15 protein-coding genes, 1 other RNA gene and 2 riboswitches are annotated in these 17,845 nt (G+C 32.8%); of the genes, 15 read left to right on the forward strand and 1 reads right to left on the reverse strand.

All coding sequences use genetic code 11. The features are described from left to right. Positions 1–194: 194 nt before the first annotated feature. From RYK07_RS05585 to tadA, 8 genes are all read left to right on the forward strand, one after another. Positions 195–1,169: a LacI family DNA-binding transcriptional regulator gene (locus RYK07_RS05585; RefSeq protein ID WP_314256759.1), complete on the forward strand. Its 975-nt coding sequence runs from the start codon at positions 195–197 to the stop codon at positions 1,167–1,169. Positions 1,170–1,300: 131 nt separating this feature from the next. Continuing rightward, complete coding sequence (locus RYK07_RS05590) at positions 1,301–1,711, forward strand: GNAT family N-acetyltransferase (protein WP_314256757.1); 411 nt, start codon at positions 1,301–1,303, stop codon at positions 1,709–1,711. Further along, positions 1,701–2,606 (forward strand): ribokinase, encoded by a 906-nt coding sequence (locus RYK07_RS05595; protein WP_314256755.1) that lies wholly within the window; start codon positions 1,701–1,703, stop codon positions 2,604–2,606. The genes RYK07_RS05590 and RYK07_RS05595 overlap by 11 nt, the downstream gene beginning before the upstream one ends. 1 nt (position 2,607) lies before the next feature. Continuing rightward, complete coding sequence (gene rihC, locus RYK07_RS05600; RefSeq protein ID WP_314256753.1) at positions 2,608–3,528, forward strand: ribonucleoside hydrolase RihC; 921 nt, start codon at positions 2,608–2,610, stop codon at positions 3,526–3,528. A gap of 11 nt (positions 3,529–3,539) precedes the next feature. Continuing rightward, the gene (gene dcuC / locus RYK07_RS05605; protein WP_314256751.1) at positions 3,540–4,919 is read left to right on the forward strand and encodes a C4-dicarboxylate transporter DcuC; all 1,380 of its coding nucleotides are present in this window, start codon (positions 3,540–3,542) and stop codon (positions 4,917–4,919) included. 127 nt (positions 4,920–5,046) lie between these two features. Continuing rightward, a complete protein-coding gene (locus RYK07_RS05610; protein WP_314256749.1) occupies positions 5,047–5,499 on the forward strand; it encodes a low molecular weight protein-tyrosine-phosphatase in 453 nt (150 codons plus the stop codon). A gap of 17 nt (positions 5,500–5,516) precedes the next feature. Next, on the forward strand, positions 5,517–6,614 hold the full coding sequence (locus RYK07_RS05615) for an AI-2E family transporter (RefSeq protein ID WP_314256747.1): 1,098 nt from the start codon (positions 5,517–5,519) through the stop codon (positions 6,612–6,614). 19 nt (positions 6,615–6,633) lie between these two features. Further along, entirely contained in the window at positions 6,634–7,128 is a 495-nt protein-coding gene (tadA, locus tag RYK07_RS05620) for a tRNA adenosine(34) deaminase TadA (protein ID WP_314852846.1), read from the forward strand. A gap of 68 nt (positions 7,129–7,196) precedes the next feature. Here the strand turns inward: tadA and RYK07_RS05625 are convergent, their stop codons facing one another. Next, positions 7,197–7,838, reverse strand: coding sequence for an SAP domain-containing protein (locus RYK07_RS05625; protein WP_314852829.1), 642 nt, complete (start codon positions 7,836–7,838; stop codon positions 7,197–7,199). A 180-nt stretch (positions 7,839–8,018) separates the two neighbouring features. Next, a riboswitch (TPP riboswitch) is annotated at positions 8,019–8,109 on the forward strand. Positions 8,110–8,255: 146 nt separating this feature from the next. Here RYK07_RS05625 and RYK07_RS05630 point away from each other — a divergent pair. From RYK07_RS05630 to recR, 7 genes are all read left to right on the forward strand, one after another. Then, positions 8,256–8,918 carry a TenA family protein gene (locus tag RYK07_RS05630; protein ID WP_314256744.1) on the forward strand — a complete coding sequence of 221 codons (663 nt, stop codon included), beginning with the start codon at positions 8,256–8,258 and terminating at the stop codon, positions 8,916–8,918. Between the two features lie 124 nt (positions 8,919–9,042). Next, positions 9,043–9,198: riboswitch (M-box (ykoK) riboswitch) on the forward strand. A gap of 190 nt (positions 9,199–9,388) precedes the next feature. Continuing rightward, the gene (gene mgtA / locus RYK07_RS05635; protein ID WP_314256742.1) at positions 9,389–12,052 is read left to right on the forward strand and encodes a magnesium-translocating P-type ATPase; all 2,664 of its coding nucleotides are present in this window, start codon (positions 9,389–9,391) and stop codon (positions 12,050–12,052) included. Between the two features lie 636 nt (positions 12,053–12,688). Beyond that, positions 12,689–12,788: signal recognition particle sRNA small type (ffs, locus tag RYK07_RS05640), an RNA gene on the forward strand. 73 nt (positions 12,789–12,861) lie between these two features. Then, the gene (locus RYK07_RS05645) at positions 12,862–15,006 is read left to right on the forward strand and encodes a UvrD-helicase domain-containing protein (RefSeq protein ID WP_314852832.1); all 2,145 of its coding nucleotides are present in this window, start codon (positions 12,862–12,864) and stop codon (positions 15,004–15,006) included. Positions 15,007–15,106: 100 nt separating this feature from the next. After that, the gene (gene dnaX, locus RYK07_RS05650; protein ID WP_314852833.1) at positions 15,107–16,828 is read left to right on the forward strand and encodes a DNA polymerase III subunit gamma/tau; all 1,722 of its coding nucleotides are present in this window, start codon (positions 15,107–15,109) and stop codon (positions 16,826–16,828) included. A 12-nt stretch (positions 16,829–16,840) separates the two neighbouring features. Beyond that, positions 16,841–17,158, forward strand: coding sequence for a YbaB/EbfC family nucleoid-associated protein (locus RYK07_RS05655; RefSeq protein WP_006703354.1), 318 nt, complete (start codon positions 16,841–16,843; stop codon positions 17,156–17,158). 17 nt (positions 17,159–17,175) lie between these two features. Next, entirely contained in the window at positions 17,176–17,772 is a 597-nt protein-coding gene (gene recR, locus RYK07_RS05660; protein WP_314852834.1) for a recombination mediator RecR, read from the forward strand. Positions 17,773–17,845 lie beyond the last annotated feature (73 nt).

Here is a 17,845-nt window from a genome sequence, read left to right on the forward strand (position 1 = left end):
CATCTCTTGGTAAAGGATTAGATGTTGATAAACCAAGAAACTTAGCAAAATCTGTTACAGTGGAATAATGAAGTTAAATCGCCTTTTCGTTTTGAGGAAAGGCGATTTTTAAATATGTAGCTACGAAATTTATTGTTAAAAATAGAAAAAAACATTACAATAAGATAAAAATAATAGAGAGATGGAGGGATGAAATGTCCAATGTAACTTTAAAAGATATTGCAAAACTTGCAAATATTTCCCCAGCTGCGGTTTCTATTATTTTAAATGATAAACCATCAAGAATATCTGAAGCCAAAAAACAAGAAGTAAAAAAAATAGCAAAAGAATTAAATTATAGACCAAATAAAATAGCTAGAAGTTTATTAGGAACACCAACAAAAACAATAGGGGTACTAATTCCAGATATTGAAAATCCGTTTTTTTCTAAATTAGTTAGAATTATTGAACGTGAAATGAGTACTAAAGGGTACTCAATATTAATTGCTAATAGTAATGATATTTTTAAAAATGATATCAATCATATTAATGAATTTCTAGAAAGACAAGTAGATGGAATTATTATTTGTGTAGCAAACGAAACGTACTTACATTTACAAGAATTTAGAGATTTTATAATGAAAATAGATTCTGCAATAGTTTTTGTCGACCGTTTTGTAACAGGTATTTCTAAAGGACAAGTTGTCTCGGATAATAGATTAGGAGGCTTCCTGGCAACTAGTTTATTGTTAAAAAAAGGAGTTAAGGAACTATCAATAGTTACAGGGAAAAAAACATCTTTTATTTCTAATGAACGTTTAAAAGGAGTAAAAGATGCATTGGAGAATTCGGATAAGGGAATAAAAGTTAATTATTTTGAAGGTGATTTTCATTATGAATCTGGAATGAAAATAGGAATGGAAACAGATATTTTAAAAGAAAATAGTGGGATTTTTTGTTTTAATGATTTAATGGCATATGGGATATTAAGTGCTAATAAAATAAAAAAAATAAGTGATTTTCAAATAATAGGATATGATAATTTAAAATATGCCGAAATGTTTGGGATACAATTACCTTCTGTAAATCAAAATATCAATCAACTAGCAGAAGAAGCGGTTAAAATGTTACAGAGAACCTTAGAAGAAGGGGATTATACAGAGACAATTTATTTAAAACCATATTTATAAAACGAATGAGTGCATAAGAATTATGTGCTCATTTTTTAATTTAGAATTGACAACGCTAACAAAAAGGTGCATAATAAAATCACAAATAAGGTTAAACGTTTAACCAAAGGTTGAAGTTAGGAGTGAGAAGATTGAGAATTATATATAATGCTTTAACTGCAACGGAATATTTAGAAATGCATAAATTGGTTAACTTTTATCCGTATGAATATAATGATGTGAGGCTTGCTCTAGAAAAGGATATTATTAATATTAAAATTTATTCAAAAGATAAATTAGTTGGAATAGGAAGAGTTGTTGGCGATGGAAGAATTGTGTTCTTTTTAAAAGATATAATTGTCCATCCAGAATTTCAAAATAAGGGGGTAGGTACATTATTAGTAATGAATTTGTTAAATCAAATTAAAAAGATAGGATGTGATCATGCATATATTGGTTTAATGAGTACGAGTGGAACAGAGAAATTTTATGAACGATTTGGATTTATAAAACGGCCGAATGGTACGTTTGGAAGTGGTATGGTGATGTTTGTTGAAAAATAAAATATATGTTGTAGGTAGTATTAATATTGATGAAAAAATTAGTATTGATAGTATTCCAAAAGCTGGTGAAACAAAACATGGTAAAAATTATCATATTAGTTTTGGAGGAAAGGGAGCAAATCAAGCGATTGTTGCAGCTTCACTGGGAGCATTAACTCTTTTTTTGGGAAGAGTAGGTAATGAAATTCAAGGTGAAGAAGCAATAAATGAAATGAGAAAAAATGGAGTTAATGTTGAAAGTATTATTAAGGATACAACTGCCTATACCGGAAGAGCAATTATAATATATGAAAATATGGACAATAGAATATTGTTAGCTCCTGGTGCTAATAACAATGTTTCTAAACAAGATGTTGAGAAATTTATTGATGGAAATATGAATGATATTTTATTAGTTCAATTTGAAATTCCGCTAGAAACTATTTGGTATGCTATAAAATTAGCTAAAAAGAAAAATATGATAGTAGTAGTTAATCCAGCACCGGCAAAAAGAATACCAAAAGAAATATTAAAAGAAATTGATTATTTAATATTAAATCAATCTGAAGCAGAATTACTAACAGGAGAGTATCCAGAAAATATAGAAAATTGTAGAATTGCATCTAACAAACTGCACGAGTGTGGAGTAAAAAATATTGTTATCACATTAGGTGAAAAAGGTGCTTTTTATTCAACTAATAATTTAAACGGGTTATTACCTTCGATTGGAGTAAATGTAGTAGATACAACTGGTGCGGGAGACACTTTTCTTGGAATGTTTGTATATAAATTGTTAGAAGAAGAAAATATCGAAAAAATTATACAATATTCGGTAGTGGCTGGTGCTTTAGCATGTGAAAGAGAAAATGCACATGATTATGTACCAACATTAGAGGAAATAGAGGAGAAAATGTAAAATGACGAGAAAAATTATTATTGATACAGATCCTGGGATAGATGATGCAGTTGCGATTGCAATAGCATTATATGCGAAAGAATTGGACGTTCAATTAATTACAACGGTAGCAGGAAATGTTGGATTAGAAAATGTAACAACTAATGCGTTGAAATTATTAAAATTTTTAAATAAAAAAGTTCCTGTAGCTAAAGGAGCAAAAAAACCATTATTAAAAACAGCGATGTCAGTCGAATCAGTGCATGGTAAGACTGGTATGGAAGGATATGATTTTCCAGAACCTGATACAAGTTTATTAATGAATGTAAATGCAGTTGAAGCAATGCATCAAGTAATACAAAATAATAAAGAAATTACACTAGTTTGTATTGGGCCATTAACAAATATAGCTTTATTAATAAATTCTTATCCAGATGATCTGGAAAAGGTTAAGGAAATTGTTATTATGGGGGGAGCCATTGGAAGAGGTAATTCAGGGGTATATTCTGAATATAATTTTCATTTTGATCCAGAAGCGGCAAAAATTGTTATGGATTTTCCAGTATCTAAAGTGATTTGTCCTTTAGAAATTGGTAAGGAGGCATTAATTTATCCTGAAATTTCAGAAAAAATAAAAGAGTTAAATCCTACAGGAGATATGTTTTATTCACTATTTAAACGATATAGAGGAGGTAGTTTTTCTACAGGATTAAAGATGTATGATAGCACTGCTATTGCATATTTGTTAGCACCAGAAATATATCAATTGTCTAGTGAGTATGTCACAATAGAAACTAAAGGAGAATTTACTCAGGGCGCTTCTTTAATTGATATAAATAAAAAAATGGGTAAAGAAGAAAATGCGATTGTTGCCATAGATGTTAATGCTGATGAATTTAGAAAGTGGTTTGTATCAGCAGTAGAAAAATGTAAAGTAGGATAAGGAGGAATATTATGAGTACAATTGTTACAATTTTATTAGGAATTTGTTCGGTGGGCCTAGTTACTTATTTATTATTAAAAAAAGCAGACATTAAAGTTGCAATGTTAGGAATAGGTATATTACTTTTATATATCGCTTCGTTAACAGGAATTCCAGTAATTAAAGAACCTGTTAATGCATTTATTGACCCACTTACTTCGGTTGTAAACCAATTTAAATCAACTCTTTCTGGAGCAGGATTAGTCATTTTGATTTTGGGTGGTTATACTGCCTATATGAATAAAATAGGAGCAAATGAAGTAACTGTAAATGTTTTAACATCTCCATTAAAGCATGTAAAATCATCTTATTTTTTAGTTCCAGTAGTGTTCTTGTTAGGTAACTTATTATCTTTAGTAATTCCAAGTGCTTCGAATTTAGCTATAATTTTATTAGCTACTTTGTATCCAGTATTAGTAAAATCAAAAATGAGCCCATTAACAGCAGCAGCAGTTATTGCTACAACTGCAACAGTAATGCCTACTCCGTTGGGATCAGATAATGTTGCTATTGCTCAAGAATTAGGAATTCCTGTGGCAGAATATGTTTTTAACTATCATGCGATTATTTCTGTCCCAACACTATTAGTTATGGCTCTTGCACATTATTTATGGCAAAAATATTGTGATAGATCAATTCAATTTAGTGAAATTGATTATGTTTTAGATTCTTCTGTGGATGAAAGTAAAAAAATGTTTACAGGTTTCACTAAATTTGTCTATGCATGTTTACCATTGTTGCCAATTTTGATTATGTTAGTGATTTTTGGAGTTAACTCTTTACTAGGAACAAATTTAAAAGTTTCAGTTGAAATTGTGGCAATTATTTCCTTTGTTATTGCAATTATTTGTGAATTACTAAGAACAAAAAATATTAAAGAAACATTTGATAATGTAGATTTCTTCTTTAAAGGAATGGGTAATTCTATGGGAATTGTAATATTATTAATTGCAGCATCTGTTTTTGTTAGTGGATTAAAAGGAATAGGCATCATTTCAGTTCTTCAAAAATCCATGGAAAATACTAGTGCATCAGGAATATTACTACCATTGATTTTAGTTATCTTTACAGCAATAATTGTATTATTAAGTGGTAGTGGTACAGCACTTTTCTTTGCAATGGTTCCTCTAATGGTTCCTTTAGCTACTGCAGCTCATATTAGTCCATATGCTGTTACAGTTCCAATGGGATTAGCAGGGAACTTATTACGTGCAGTATCTCCTGTTGCGGCAGTTGTTATGATTGTTGCAGGTAGTACAAAACAAGAACCTTTAGATATTGTTAAAAGAACCTCTGTCCCAATGATTGTTGGTGTAGTATTTATGTTAATTATGTCATTTATCTTATTTTAAATTAGATTAATCCGTAGCACACGAAAGACAACAAAACAGTCTTTCGTGTGCTTTTTGTTATGGATTTGAAAAGGACAATTTTTCTAAAATATGATATACTGGCAGAAAGAGAAAAGGAGAGTTGCAGATGAAAGTTGTATTTGTATGTTTAGGGAATATTTGCCGTTCACCGATGGCAGAAGCTGTGTTTAGACAAATGGTAAAAGATAGAGGGTTAGAACAACAAGTCATTATTGATTCTGCAGCAACAAGTTCTTGGGAACAAGGAAATCCTGTTCACTCTGGTACTAGAAAACAATTAGCAAAAGTAGGAATTTCGACAGATGGAATGTATTCGAGACAATTATCTTCAGTAGATGCCGATGCGGATTACATCATTGGAATGGATTCGGAAAATATGATGAATATAAGGCGAATGATGCAAGGGAAGACTGATGCAAAAATTGCGTCTTTATTAAGTTTTGCAGGAAGCAATCGAGATATTGCAGATCCATGGTATACAGGAGATTTTGAGCAAACGTATCAAGATGTTTGTTTAGGATGTGAAGCTTTAATGGAAGAAATTCAAGAGAAATTATAGAAAAATGGAGATAAGTAATGGAGAAAAATTTTAAACAACAATTAATATTAATTGCAGTTGCAGCAACGAGTTTATTTTTCGTATTAAATATTAGTCATTTATATGCAGGCGTGAATACTTTTTTAAGAATGATGTCTCCGATTGTTTTAGGATTATTAATGGCATTCATCTTTAATGTTCCAATGAAACATATGGAAAAACAATTAAAGAAGGTTAAAGTTCCTTCTTCTTTAAGACGAAGTATTGCTATTTTAGGAGTACTATTGATTTTTATTGCGATTGTGGTAGCTATTTCTTGGATTATTGTTCCAACCTTAGCGAGAACAGTTGTTCAATTAGGAGAAAGTTTTAATTACTTAATGGACTTTTCGGTGAATTGGATACAAAATTCTGGTTGGTTACAAGCAGCTGATGTAGAACGTATTACAGGATTTATTAATCAAAGTAATATTGTTTCTAGTGTTGTATCCTTCCTAGGTGGTTTTACTTCTAATATTACAGGAATCTTCTCTAACGTATTTACAATTTTAATGGCTGTATTTTTAATGTTAAATATTTTAGGAAGTAAAGAGCAATTACAATATTTAATCACTCGTTTGTTAAAAGTATGTATTTCTGAAAAAAGGTTTAAACTTGTTCGATATATCGGCGAAATTACTTTAGAAACATATGATAAATTTTTAATGGGACAATTAATTGAAGCGATGATTATTGGGTCATTAGTTTTTATTACTTACAGTGTGTTTCAATTACCTTATGCAGCAATTACGGGTGTATTGGCAGGGGTGCTGTCGTTTATTCCGTATATTGGTCCATTTTCAGCTTGTATGTTAGGAGCTGTTTTCATTTTTACAGTAAGTCCGATTCAAGCGTTAATTTCGATTGGTGTTTTCTATGGATTACAGTTAATTGAGGGGAATTTTATTTATCCTCGTGTGGTAGGAAATTCGATTGGATTGCCAACAGTGTTAACATTAGCGGCAGCTTTGATAGGTGGAAATTTATTTGGAATTCTAGGCTTAATTTTTTTCACACCTCTTTGTGCAGTTGTATACCATCTAGTAAAAGAGTTGGTCATCAAACGAGAAGAAACGTTAAAACTTTTGGATAAATGAGGTGAAAATCATCGAACAAATGGAAAAAGAAATGTTCATGAGAGAAGCTTTAAAGGAAGCACAAAAAGCGTATGATAAGGAAGAAGTTCCTATTGGTGCAGTTGTAGTTCTAAATGGGGAAATTATTGGACGTGGACATAATTTACGAGAGATGGAACAAGATGCAACTTTACATGCGGAAATTAAAGCAATTCGTCAAGCAAACGAAGCTTTAGGGAGTTGGCGATTAGAAGATTGCGAATTATTTGTGACATTGGAACCATGTCCCATGTGTAGTGGGGCCATGATTTTATCTCGTTTAAAAAAAGTAACGTTTGGAGCTTTTGATCCAAAGGCTGGAACTGCAGGAACATTTATGAATTTACTTCAAGATGAACGATTTAATCATCAAGTAGAAGTCGAACATGGCGTGTTAGAAGAAGAGTGTCAACAAATTTTAAAAGACTTCTTCAAAGGATTAAGAGAACGGAATAAAAGAAGAAAAGAACAAAAGAGATTGGAAAACGGTGAATGACTTTAGGGTATTCATCGTTTTTTTGTTTTTACTACCTCTCTCTTTTGTAATTAACTATTCTATTTTATTTAATTTGATGAACTAGAATCTACTTCCTTACGGTATTCCTTTACTTTGTGTTCATATTCCTTTAAAAGTTCTTTTGTATAAATTTTTTCATTTTTCGAGTTTTTAACTTCTTTCCAAAGAATCGATGCAACTTTTAATTTATTAGAATAAAAATTGCTACATTCATCTAAGCAAAAATCTTTTAAAAACTGATTCCATTGACAAGCTGAACTATCATATTTGGCATAATCTGATTCACCATAATATATTTTAATCATATCTTGAATCGTGAAGTTGCTGTCTTTTTCTTTTTTTACTTTTCTCCACGCTGTTGCCATATCAGCGCTAAATTTAAATGGACTAATACCTGTTACAGCAGAAAAATAATCTCGAAATTTTTGGTTGAAAGAAAAACCACAGTAAAGTAATGGAGTTTCTAAAGTTATAACTTCGACTTGATTTTTTGTTTTGTTGCTCACTCTTTTTTCTATGTTATTTCCTAAAAAATATTGATGAATGATATCATTCAATTCTTGCTTCGTACCTCTATACTCTAATCCAAGGGATCTACAAATCTGTGATAGTTCTTCTCGGTACCAATAGTAACAATTAAATTCTTCAAATGAATGGATATCTTTGAAGTTAGGTCTTTGTGCTTTCATATGTTCTCCTTAATCTATTTACTTATTTATTATTATAAATGCAATGAGTAAGAATGTACATTTTAGGTAATTGAACAATCTGAATAAATAAGAGTAACCTGGTTAGAAAGGTTTATAAACTATAGAATCAAAACCTTTACATTAAATCTCAGTATTGTTATACTGTTTTCGAATGAAATAAGAGAACATTTGGGGTGCCTTTATGGCTGAGATGATACCCATTGAACCTGATACAGTTCGTACTGTCGAAGGGAAATGATTCGCTATTGATGTCTAATCCATTGGAAAGAATAAGGAAAAGACTTATATTTGAATAATCATCTAATATCCTCTTTTGTTTGTCTTATCATTTAGCAAATGAAAGAGGATTTTTTTGTCCTCTAGACAAAATATGGAAAAGGAAAGGAATGGTTAGATATGGAAAAATATGCTTTTAAAACGGGAGATGCTGTGGAAGAATTCCTTAGAAATAGTCAGAAAAATTGGCAAGCAGCAGTCAATCATCGTTTTATACAGGAGCTTTTTGAAGGAACGATTGAGGATGAAGTTCTAAAAAAATATCTGATTCAAGACTATCATTTCTTTGATGCTTTTTTATCGATGCTAGGAGCTTGTGTCGCACATGCTGACACACTTGAAGCAAAACTAAGATTTGCAAAACAATTAGGATTTCTAGAAGCAGATGAAGATGGATATTTTCAAAAAGCGTTTAAAGAATTAGGTGTGACAGAAAAAGAATTTTTAGAAGTAACGTTACATTCTGTGACAAAAGAGTTTCAAAAACTAATGTATTCAGCGGTAGATTCATCCGATTATGCTCAGCTTTTAGTGATGTTAGTCATTGCAGAAGGTTTATATTTAGATTGGGGATCTAAGGAATTACCTCTTCCAAAGAAGTATATTCATTTGGAATGGATTCATCTTCATAGAGGAGAATTTTTTAAAGAATGGGTTCAATTTCTTGTGGATGAGTTGAATAGAGTTTGTAAGGATAAAGGAACTGTTTCAGCACTTCACGAACGTTGGAATCAAGCCGTAGCTTTAGAATTGGCATTTTTTGAGATTGGGTATGAAGCTTAGCTGTTTAGAGTATATAAAAATAAACGGTTAGGATTTTAGAGAGAATTTTTTCTATGCGTTTACGATTTGGAAAGCACTATTTTCTTTTTGGTTGACAGTAGATAAATGAATTCAGTATACTAAACATGTAAATCGGTAGGTGAGACTACCATGGAGATACGGATGGCTACCGCAAAGTAGTGGAGACACTATTCGTTGGTTAGCAGTCTCTGTCGTGAAGGCAGAAACTAATGTCATTTCATTGCTCCATGATGTTAAAGCTTGGACGGGAATATGAATAAGAATGTATTTGAAGGCATCTTGTTACGTCTAAGCACGCAACAAGATGTTTTTTCATTTGCCAAAATTTTTAAAAAGGGGTGATTAGAAATGCCGGAACCGGATAGTAAGCAAAACTTAGCAGATGAACAAAGGCGATTGCATAATAATCACCATTGCTTCATCTGACTTTAAAAAAGAGGTGAAGTAAAATGAAAACAGCAAAAGAAAGATTTGATTTTGCAATGACAAAATCTGTAGTAGAAGTACTAGATGCATTAGAAACTTCTATTACTGGAGTTCAAGAAGACCAAGTGGAAACACTTCGTGACACGTATGGAGAAAATAAATTAACAAAAGCAACCGAAGTGCCACTATGGAAGAAAATTTATGAATCAATTATTAATCCATTCACAGTTATTTTATTAGTGATTGCAGTGATTTCGTTAATGACGAATGTGATTTTAGCAAAACCTGGTGAAGAAGATCCAACAACATCGATTATTATTGTTGTTTTAGTCCTCATTTCAGGCGGCATTCGTTTTGTACAAGAACTAAAAAGTGATAAAGCAGCAAGTAATTTATCGAGTTTAATTGTAAATACGGCTACGGTCATTCGTGATGAAGTTCAACAAGAAATTCCTATTGAAGAATTAGTAGTAGGGGATATCATTAAATTAAGTGCAGGAGATATGTTACCTGCGGATGCTTTGTTGCTTGAAACAAGAGACTTCTTTATCCAACAATCAAGCTTAACGGGTGAAAGCGAGTCTGTTGAGAAAAAAGCAATGTGGATTCCTTCAGAAGAAGAATCTCAAAAACCTGTATTAGAAAGTGAACGCTTTGTATTTATGGGATCGAATGTCGTAAGTGGTAGTGCACTAGCGGTTATTTTAGTGACAGGAAATGATACGATGATTGGTCGTATTGAAAAGACGCTAAATACTTTTGATGAGCCAACAAGTTTTGAAAAAGAAATGAATACAATCTCCTGGTTACTCATTCGTTTAATGTTAGTACTTGTTCCAGTTGTATTTGTGATTAACGGATTAACCGATAGTGACTGGTTAGAAGCAGGAGTATTTGCACTCAGTGTTGCGGTTGGTTTAACACCAGAAATGTTGCCAATGATTATTACAGCAAGCCTTGCTAAAGGTGCAGTTATTATGGCAAAAGAAAAAGTAGTCATTAAAAAATTAAATGCGATTCAAGATTTAGGTGCCATTGATATTCTTTGTACGGATAAAACAGGAACATTAACACAAGATGAAATTATTTTAGAATATCCACTAGATATTCATGCAAATCTTGACCTAGGAGTTCTGAAAATCGGTTATTTAAATAGTTATTTCCAAACAGGATTGAAAAATTTATTAGACCGTGCGATTATTACACGTACAGAAAAAGAATCAGTGGAACATGAAAATCTACGAGACCTTTCGACTCGTTATCAAAAGATTGATGAATTACCTTTTGATTTTGAACGTCGTCGTATGAGTGTTATTGTTAAAGAGAAAGGTCAAGATGGCGCATTATTAGTTACAAAAGGTGCTCTTGAAGAAATGTTAAGTATTTCTTCTCATGTACAAGATGGAAAAGAAATTCATCCAATTACAGAAGAGATTCGTCAAAATATTTTAGAAGCCGTTTCTCAATTAAATGAACAAGGACTTCGTGTATTAGGCGTTAGTCAAAAGTTTTATCGAAATGCTTCTCATCGATTTGCAGTAGAAGATGAATCCAATATGATTTTGATGGGATATTTAGCGTTTTTAGATCCACCAAAACCTTCTGCGGCACCAGCAATTCAAGCGTTAAAAGAACATGGTGTTTTGACAAAAATTTTAACAGGTGATAATGAAAAAGTAACACAAACTGTGTGCGAACGAGTAGGATTACCAGTTGATCATATTTTATTAGGAACAGATATTGAAGAAATGGATGATGCAACTTTAGCGATTGAAGCTGAAAAGACAACTATTTTTGCAAAACTATCTCCAGAACAAAAAGCTCGTATTATTCGATTATTAAAAGCAAATGGGCATAAAGTTGGATATATGGGAGATGGAATTAATGATGCACCGTCTCTAAAAGTAGCAGATGTAGGGATTTCTGTAGACACAGCAGTTGATATTGCTAAAGAAGTAGCAGATGTTATTCTTTTAGATAAAGATTTATTAGTGTTAGAAAAAGGACTGATTGAAGGTCGTAAAGTATATGCGAATATGACGAAATACATTAAAATGACCGTTTCATCTAATTTTGGAAATATTTTTTCACTATTATTTGCAAGTGTATTTTTACCATTTTTACCAATGGCTCCTGTACATTTAATTGTTTTGAATTTGATTTATGATTTAAGTTGTGTAGCATTACCATTTGATAATGTGGATGAAGATTTCTTAAAAGAACCACGTGCATGGACTGCTAAATCAATTACAAGATTTATGTCATGGTTAGGCCCAACTAGTTCTATTTTTGATATTATTACATTTGCAGTGATGTTCTTTGGAATTGCACCAATGATTACAGGAAGTAGCTATGCGGAGTCGACAAATCCTGCATACTTCTTAATGGTCTTCCAAACAGGTTGGTTTATTCAATCCATGTGGTCACAAACAATGGTAATTTATATGCTTCGTTCTCCTAAATTACCATTTATTCAATCAAAACCTGCCTTTTCATTATTAGTGACATCGTTATTTGCATTATTTATTGTCACAGTTTTACCGTATACACCATTAGCAGCATCTTTAAAACTAGCTACTTTAAATGGGATGTATTTCTTAGCTTTAATGTTAATTATAATAAGCTATATGTTATTAGTAACGATTGTTAAAAAAGTGTATATTAAGAAATATCATGAATGGTTATAGAAATGAATGTTTATAAGATTCGGGACAATTTTACTTGTGTTTGATCACGAGAGTAAACCTGGATTTACGAAGTTTGCAATTCATTTTGTTTTTGATGTAATAAAGATACAAAAAGAGCCGAGCTGAAACTTGACTCTGATGTAAATCGTTAAAAAGACGGTGGCTAATTAGGATGTTATAATAACACCGCAAACTATATCCAAGTTTTGTGCGGTGTTAGTTTTGTCTTGATTTCTATCAATTTGACACTTCAACTTTCACATGATACAATAATCCTACGAAAATGTAGTGCGCAAGCACACCGAAGCCCCTGGGAAAATGTCAGTTTCCTAGGGGCTTTTTTGTCGGCGTTGGGTTAGCTTTGGCCATTGTCCTTGCTATCTAACCACTTGCAAATGTAATGTGCTGTTACTTCTGCCACAATAGCAAGTAAGACGTCGAAAATGTAGTGCACTCGCTCCACCTCCTTTCGCATAGACTTGCGGAAGGTTTGGCTTCAGCATTGATGATTATATCATGTTCGTTTGATTTATTCTATTCTCTATTCAGGACATTTTTACTTGTGTTTGACACCGTGAAAACTATTTTCTTTGAACTGTTGCAATTTTTAGGGAAATAGAGTATAATAATATCTGCCGTTAGGCCATATGGCAATAGCGAACATATGAATCGAGTCAGGTCCGGAAGGAAGCAGCTATAAGTATCGTTCGTTATGTGCTGTATGTACATAGAAGAAATTACAGGCTGGGGCTAGTGTTCCAGCCTGTTTTTATAAGTAAGTATTTTGGGATAGATGGAGGAGCTCTCTAGTGAAAAATAAAGGGTTCAAAGAAGAAGAAAAGCACTTAGTAGAAGTTCAATCAAAATTTGATGCAAAAATACAATCTGAAAAACTAAGATTAAAAGATGAAAATTTAGATCAGCAACGTCAAGATTTTATTGATTTTTCAATTCACCAATTAGAAGATCAAAAAGAATCTCCGTATTTTGGAAGAATTGATGTTCAATTTGAAGGTGAACCAGAAGTTGAAAAAATGTATATTGGTTCGTCAACATTTTTTGATGAAGAGAAACAAGTGCAAGTATATGATTGGCGCGCGCCAATTGCCAGTTTATTTTATGAAGGAACATTAGGAGATTTAACGTATCAAACTCCTTCAGGAATTCAACATGGTCAAGCCTTTTTAAAACGTGATATTGTGATTAAAAAAGGGAAAATTCAATCGGTTTATGATGTAGAAAATGAAGAATCATTATTAATGGAAACGTTAAGTGCACCTACGAATCGTGATGGACATTTAGAAGGAATTACTGCGACGATTCAAAAGGAACAAAATGAAATTATTCGTCATAAACAAAAAGACTGGTTAATCGTTAATGGTTGTGCAGGTAGTGGGAAGACAACGATTTTATTACAACGTATTGCATATTTGATGTATCAATCAAAAGATCAAAACCATAATGATATGTTGTTGTTATCACGTAACCAATTGTTTGCAAAATATATTTCTCACGTTATTCCGAATTTAACAGGTAGTGAATTATATCAACAAACATTAGCGCAACATACAGTAGAATTGTTTAAGAAATTTTTCTTAAATAAAACAAGTATGTTAGTACCAACTAAAACAAGAAGAGCATATTTAACAGATAGTGAGTGGGTAGCTTTAATTACTGAGCAATTGCCGGCTTTATCGGTAGCGAATTTACATTTCCGTCCGATATCAATTAAAGGATTTAGAATTTTTGGTGAAAAAGATTATCAAAAAATCATCGAACAAGTAAATCCAAAATTGACGTTATATCAACAATTAGTACAAATTCAGGAAGTGTTAGAAAAGAACTTGAAACGTCGTTTAAATCGTTTCTATGTTTCTGAAGTTGCTAAACGTGTCTATGAAGATATGTCACCAATGCAAATTGAAGTGTTGATGAAAAATGAAGAATTTAATAGTGAAACAGAATATTATCAAATGCTAGGACAACGAGTATTTGAAAAACAATCATTAGAAGCAGAACAACAAGTAGAAATGTTTGCTTTTGTGAATTTTGCAAAACATTTACAAGACTGGATGCCACTAGCTAAACAGCGCAGAGAAGAATTAGGAAAAGTAGATAATGCCCAATTACCTTTAAAAGATACAGGGGAAGGACGTCTTCAAGTAACAGCAGAAGGAGTAAGAGTGTTACTTTACGTAGCGACAATGATTGCTCCAATCCGTGATTATCAAGGATATACTCACTTGTTCATCGATGAAGTTCAAGATGTATCATTATTATTCATGGCAGCTTTATCCAATTATTATTTCCGTGCGAAATTTACAGTAGTTGGAGATACATTCCAATCATTCTCAACAGCTACAACGATTTTCTCTTTAGAAGAACGTCATCCAGAATTAGTAGCAGCCTTTTTCAAAGAACGTGTATTAGAACATCGTTCATTAGAAATTAGTTACCGTTGTACCGCGCAAATTACTCGTTTTGCTAATGGTATCTTAGGATGGGAATTAGATAAAAATGTCTTCCCACGTACGGGTGAAGAAGTTGGAGTATTTGTCGATGAAGAACCTTCAATTGAACGATTGAAGAAATTAGTCGAAGATACACCTGAATGTTATCATACAAATGCTATTTTCTGCCGTACAATGGACGAAGCAAAAGCTTTACAAAAAGAATTAGTCGAGTATGATGCTGAATTATTGGAAGATACAAGTGAATCATTAGGTAGTCGATTAGTAGTGACAACGATTGAAGTTGCTAAAGGGCTAGAATTTGACCAAGTCTTTATTTGGCAAGCAACAAAAGATCGCTATGCAACGATGAAAGAACGATTTATGTTCTATACAACTTGTACTCGTGCAAAACATCGCTTGAATATTTTTACGACTCCAGAGGTGACAAATTTTATTGCAAACTCTAAAGCACCAATGTCTGTTTTTGGAACATTCCGGTAGTCAAATGTCATAAAAAAATGTAAAATAGTAAAGGATAGAAAACATAACCTACGATTGTAGTGTTGTGTTTTCTTAGTATAAAGTCAAAAGGAGAAGACCGATGGCTTATCAAGCGTTATACCGAAAATGGCGACCACAAAAATTTGAAGATATGGTGGGGCAAACTGCAGTTACGAAAACATTGAAAAATGCGATTATCCATCATAAAACGAGTCATGCGTATTTATTTACAGGTCCAAGAGGAACTGGGAAGACAAGTGCGGCAAAAATTTTTGCGAAAGCTATTAACTGTTTAAATCCTCAAGACGGAGAACCTTGTAATGACTGTTTGTTATGTAAAGGCATTACAGAAGGAACGATTGGGGACGTCATTGAAATCGATGCGGCAAGTAATAATGGGGTAGAAGAAATTCGTGATATTCGAGATAAAGCTCGTTATGCTCCAACTCAAGCAACGTATAAAGTTTATATTATCGATGAAGTACATATGTTATCGACAGGAGCATTCAATGCTTTATTAAAAACATTAGAAGAACCTCCAAAAAATGTTATCTTTATACTAGCGACAACTGAACCACATAAAATTCCAGCAACGATTATTTCAAGAACACAGCGATTTGATTTTAGAAGAATTACGAATGATGAAATTATTCAAAGACTTCGTTATATTTTAGAACAAGAAGAAATTGCGTATGAAGAAGAAGCTTTAAGCGTGATTGCTCGTTGTGCTAATGGTGGAATGCGTGATGCGTTAAGTTTATTAGATCAAGTCATTTCATTTAGTGATGACAAAGTGAGTTTTGAACAAGCCATTCAAGTTTCTGGAAGTTTGACGGATGATTTAATGATTGAATTTGTTCGATTATTGACTCAGCAACAAGCACAAGCAGCATTATTACAATTGCAAGACCTATTATTACTAGGAAAAGAAGCATCTCGTTTAATTGAAGAATGGCTAGAATTTTCTAGAGATTTATTAGTGGCAAAACAAACAGGAGATATGATTGGTAGAAGTGAAGCTTTTGTAGCATTTGCAAAAGAAGTCGAAGAAGCCTTTTTATATCGCTTTATGGATGCTTTAAATCAAACGCAACAAGAAATGCGATTTACGACAAAACCAACCATTAGTTTGGAAGTCTTTACGATTAAAATGGCACAACCTGTAGTAGCAATAGCCGGGCAAGAAGCACCAGCTAATCAGGAATATGTCTCACATTTAGAACAACAGTTACAAAGTTTGCAACAACAGATGTCTCAATTATTACAAGGGCAAGGAGTAGCAGTTCCTAAAAAAGCGACATCAACTCCACAAGCAAAATCAAGTACGTATAAGCCAAATATTGGTGAAGTTTATAAAGTATTAGATGCTGCAACTCGAAAAGATTTAATTTTTATTCGAGAATTGTGGGGAGATTTATTACAAATGCTTTCGACTACTCAAAGAGCGTTGTTGAAAGCGAGCGAACCTGTAGCAGCCAGTCCAAATGGCTTTGTCTTAAAATTTGATTATGAAATTTTATGCCAAAGAGCACAGGAAAGTTTAGAACTTCATGAAGATATTGCTCGTCATTGTCAAACGTTAGCGCAGTATCCTGGAAATTTTGTCAGCGTGACAGGAGAACAATGGGCACAAATTCGACAAGATTATTTACGAGATAAGAAAGAAAAACAAGAAGCAGAAGGTGTGACTCATGCAACAGAAATGGAAGAGCAACCGACTGATGAAGAAGAAAAAAATGAAGTGGAACAATTAGTTCAAAATACAATTGATTTGTTTGGCGAAGAAATTGTTCATATTTCAGAAGAAACAGAAAACAATTAAGGAGGAATCAACATGCGTGGAATGGGAAATATGCAAGGCATGATGAAACAAATGCAAAAATTACAAAAACAAATGGCACAAGCTCAAGAGGAGTTAAATCAAACAGAATATGTAGGAAGCTCTCAAAGTGACTTAGTACAAGTGACAGTGAATGGAAAACGTCAAGTACTTTCTGTATCAATTAAACCAGAAGCGGTTGATGGAGATGATGTTGAATTATTACAAGATTTAGTATTAATGGCAACAAATCGTGCGTTAGAACAAGCTGAAAAAGCAAATGAACAAACAATGGGACAATTTACTAGAGGGTTAAATATCCCTGGATTTTAATGAGTTGAGGTGAGAGGATGCAATATCCAGAACCAATTGCTCGATTAATGGATAGTTATATGAAACTGCCTGGAATCGGGGCAAAAACAGCAGCTCGTCTTGCTTTTTTCAGTATGGAAATGCCGGAAGAAGAAGTGATGAATTTTGCCAATGCACTCATTAGTTGTAAACGAGATTTAACGATGTGTTCTGTTTGTGGAAATATTACGCAAGAAGATCCTTGTGACATTTGCCAAGATGCTTCTAGAGATAGAACAAAAATACTAGTTGTTGAAGATAGTCGAGATGTGATGAGTTTAGAGAGAATGAAGGAATATAAAGGTTTGTACCATGTTCTTCATGGTGTTCTTTCTCCGATGGAAGGAACCGGACCTGATGATATTAATGTGGCTTCTCTTATTCAGCGTCTTCAAGATCCTACTGTAGAAGAAGTGATTATTGCCACGAATGCAACTGCAGAAGGTGAAGCAACTGCGATGTATTTATCTCGTTTAATTAAACCAGCTGGAATTAAAGTGACGCGTTTAGCTCATGGTCTTGCAGTTGGTAGTGATATTGAATATGCAGATGAAATGACTTTATTCAAAGCGATTGAAGGACGAAGAGAGCTGTAACAATAAAATAAAATTACGAATAGACTTCCCTGTTATAGTAGCAGGAGGACGCAAGCAGCCTCGCAAAAGCGAG

The sequence above is a fragment of the uncultured Granulicatella sp. genome (assembly GCF_963528315.1).
Taxonomy (GTDB): domain Bacteria; phylum Bacillota; class Bacilli; order Lactobacillales; family Aerococcaceae; genus Granulicatella.

Excerpts from the sequence above, each read along its gene's own strand:
- RYK07_RS05625 (WP_314852829.1), bottom strand. The coding sequence starts at position 7,838 with ATGAAAGCACAAAGACCTAACTTCAAAGATATCCATTCATTTGAAGAA.
- recR (WP_314852834.1), top strand. The coding sequence starts at position 17,176 with ATGCAATATCCAGAACCAATTGCTCGATTAATGGATAGTTATATGAAA.
- tadA (WP_314852846.1), top strand. The coding sequence starts at position 6,634 with ATGGAAAAAGAAATGTTCATGAGAGAAGCTTTAAAGGAAGCACAAAAA.
- dnaX (WP_314852833.1), top strand. The coding sequence starts at position 15,107 with ATGGCTTATCAAGCGTTATACCGAAAATGGCGACCACAAAAATTTGAA.
- RYK07_RS05615 (WP_314256747.1), top strand. The coding sequence starts at position 5,517 with ATGGAGAAAAATTTTAAACAACAATTAATATTAATTGCAGTTGCAGCA.
- RYK07_RS05585 (WP_314256759.1), top strand. The coding sequence starts at position 195 with ATGTCCAATGTAACTTTAAAAGATATTGCAAAACTTGCAAATATTTCC.
- RYK07_RS05630 (WP_314256744.1), top strand. The coding sequence starts at position 8,256 with ATGGAAAAATATGCTTTTAAAACGGGAGATGCTGTGGAAGAATTCCTT.
- RYK07_RS05655 (WP_006703354.1), top strand. The coding sequence starts at position 16,841 with ATGCGTGGAATGGGAAATATGCAAGGCATGATGAAACAAATGCAAAAA.
- mgtA (WP_314256742.1), top strand. The coding sequence starts at position 9,389 with ATGAAAACAGCAAAAGAAAGATTTGATTTTGCAATGACAAAATCTGTA.
- rihC (WP_314256753.1), top strand. The coding sequence starts at position 2,608 with ATGACGAGAAAAATTATTATTGATACAGATCCTGGGATAGATGATGCA.
- dcuC (WP_314256751.1), top strand. The coding sequence starts at position 3,540 with ATGAGTACAATTGTTACAATTTTATTAGGAATTTGTTCGGTGGGCCTA.
- RYK07_RS05610 (WP_314256749.1), top strand. The coding sequence starts at position 5,047 with ATGAAAGTTGTATTTGTATGTTTAGGGAATATTTGCCGTTCACCGATG.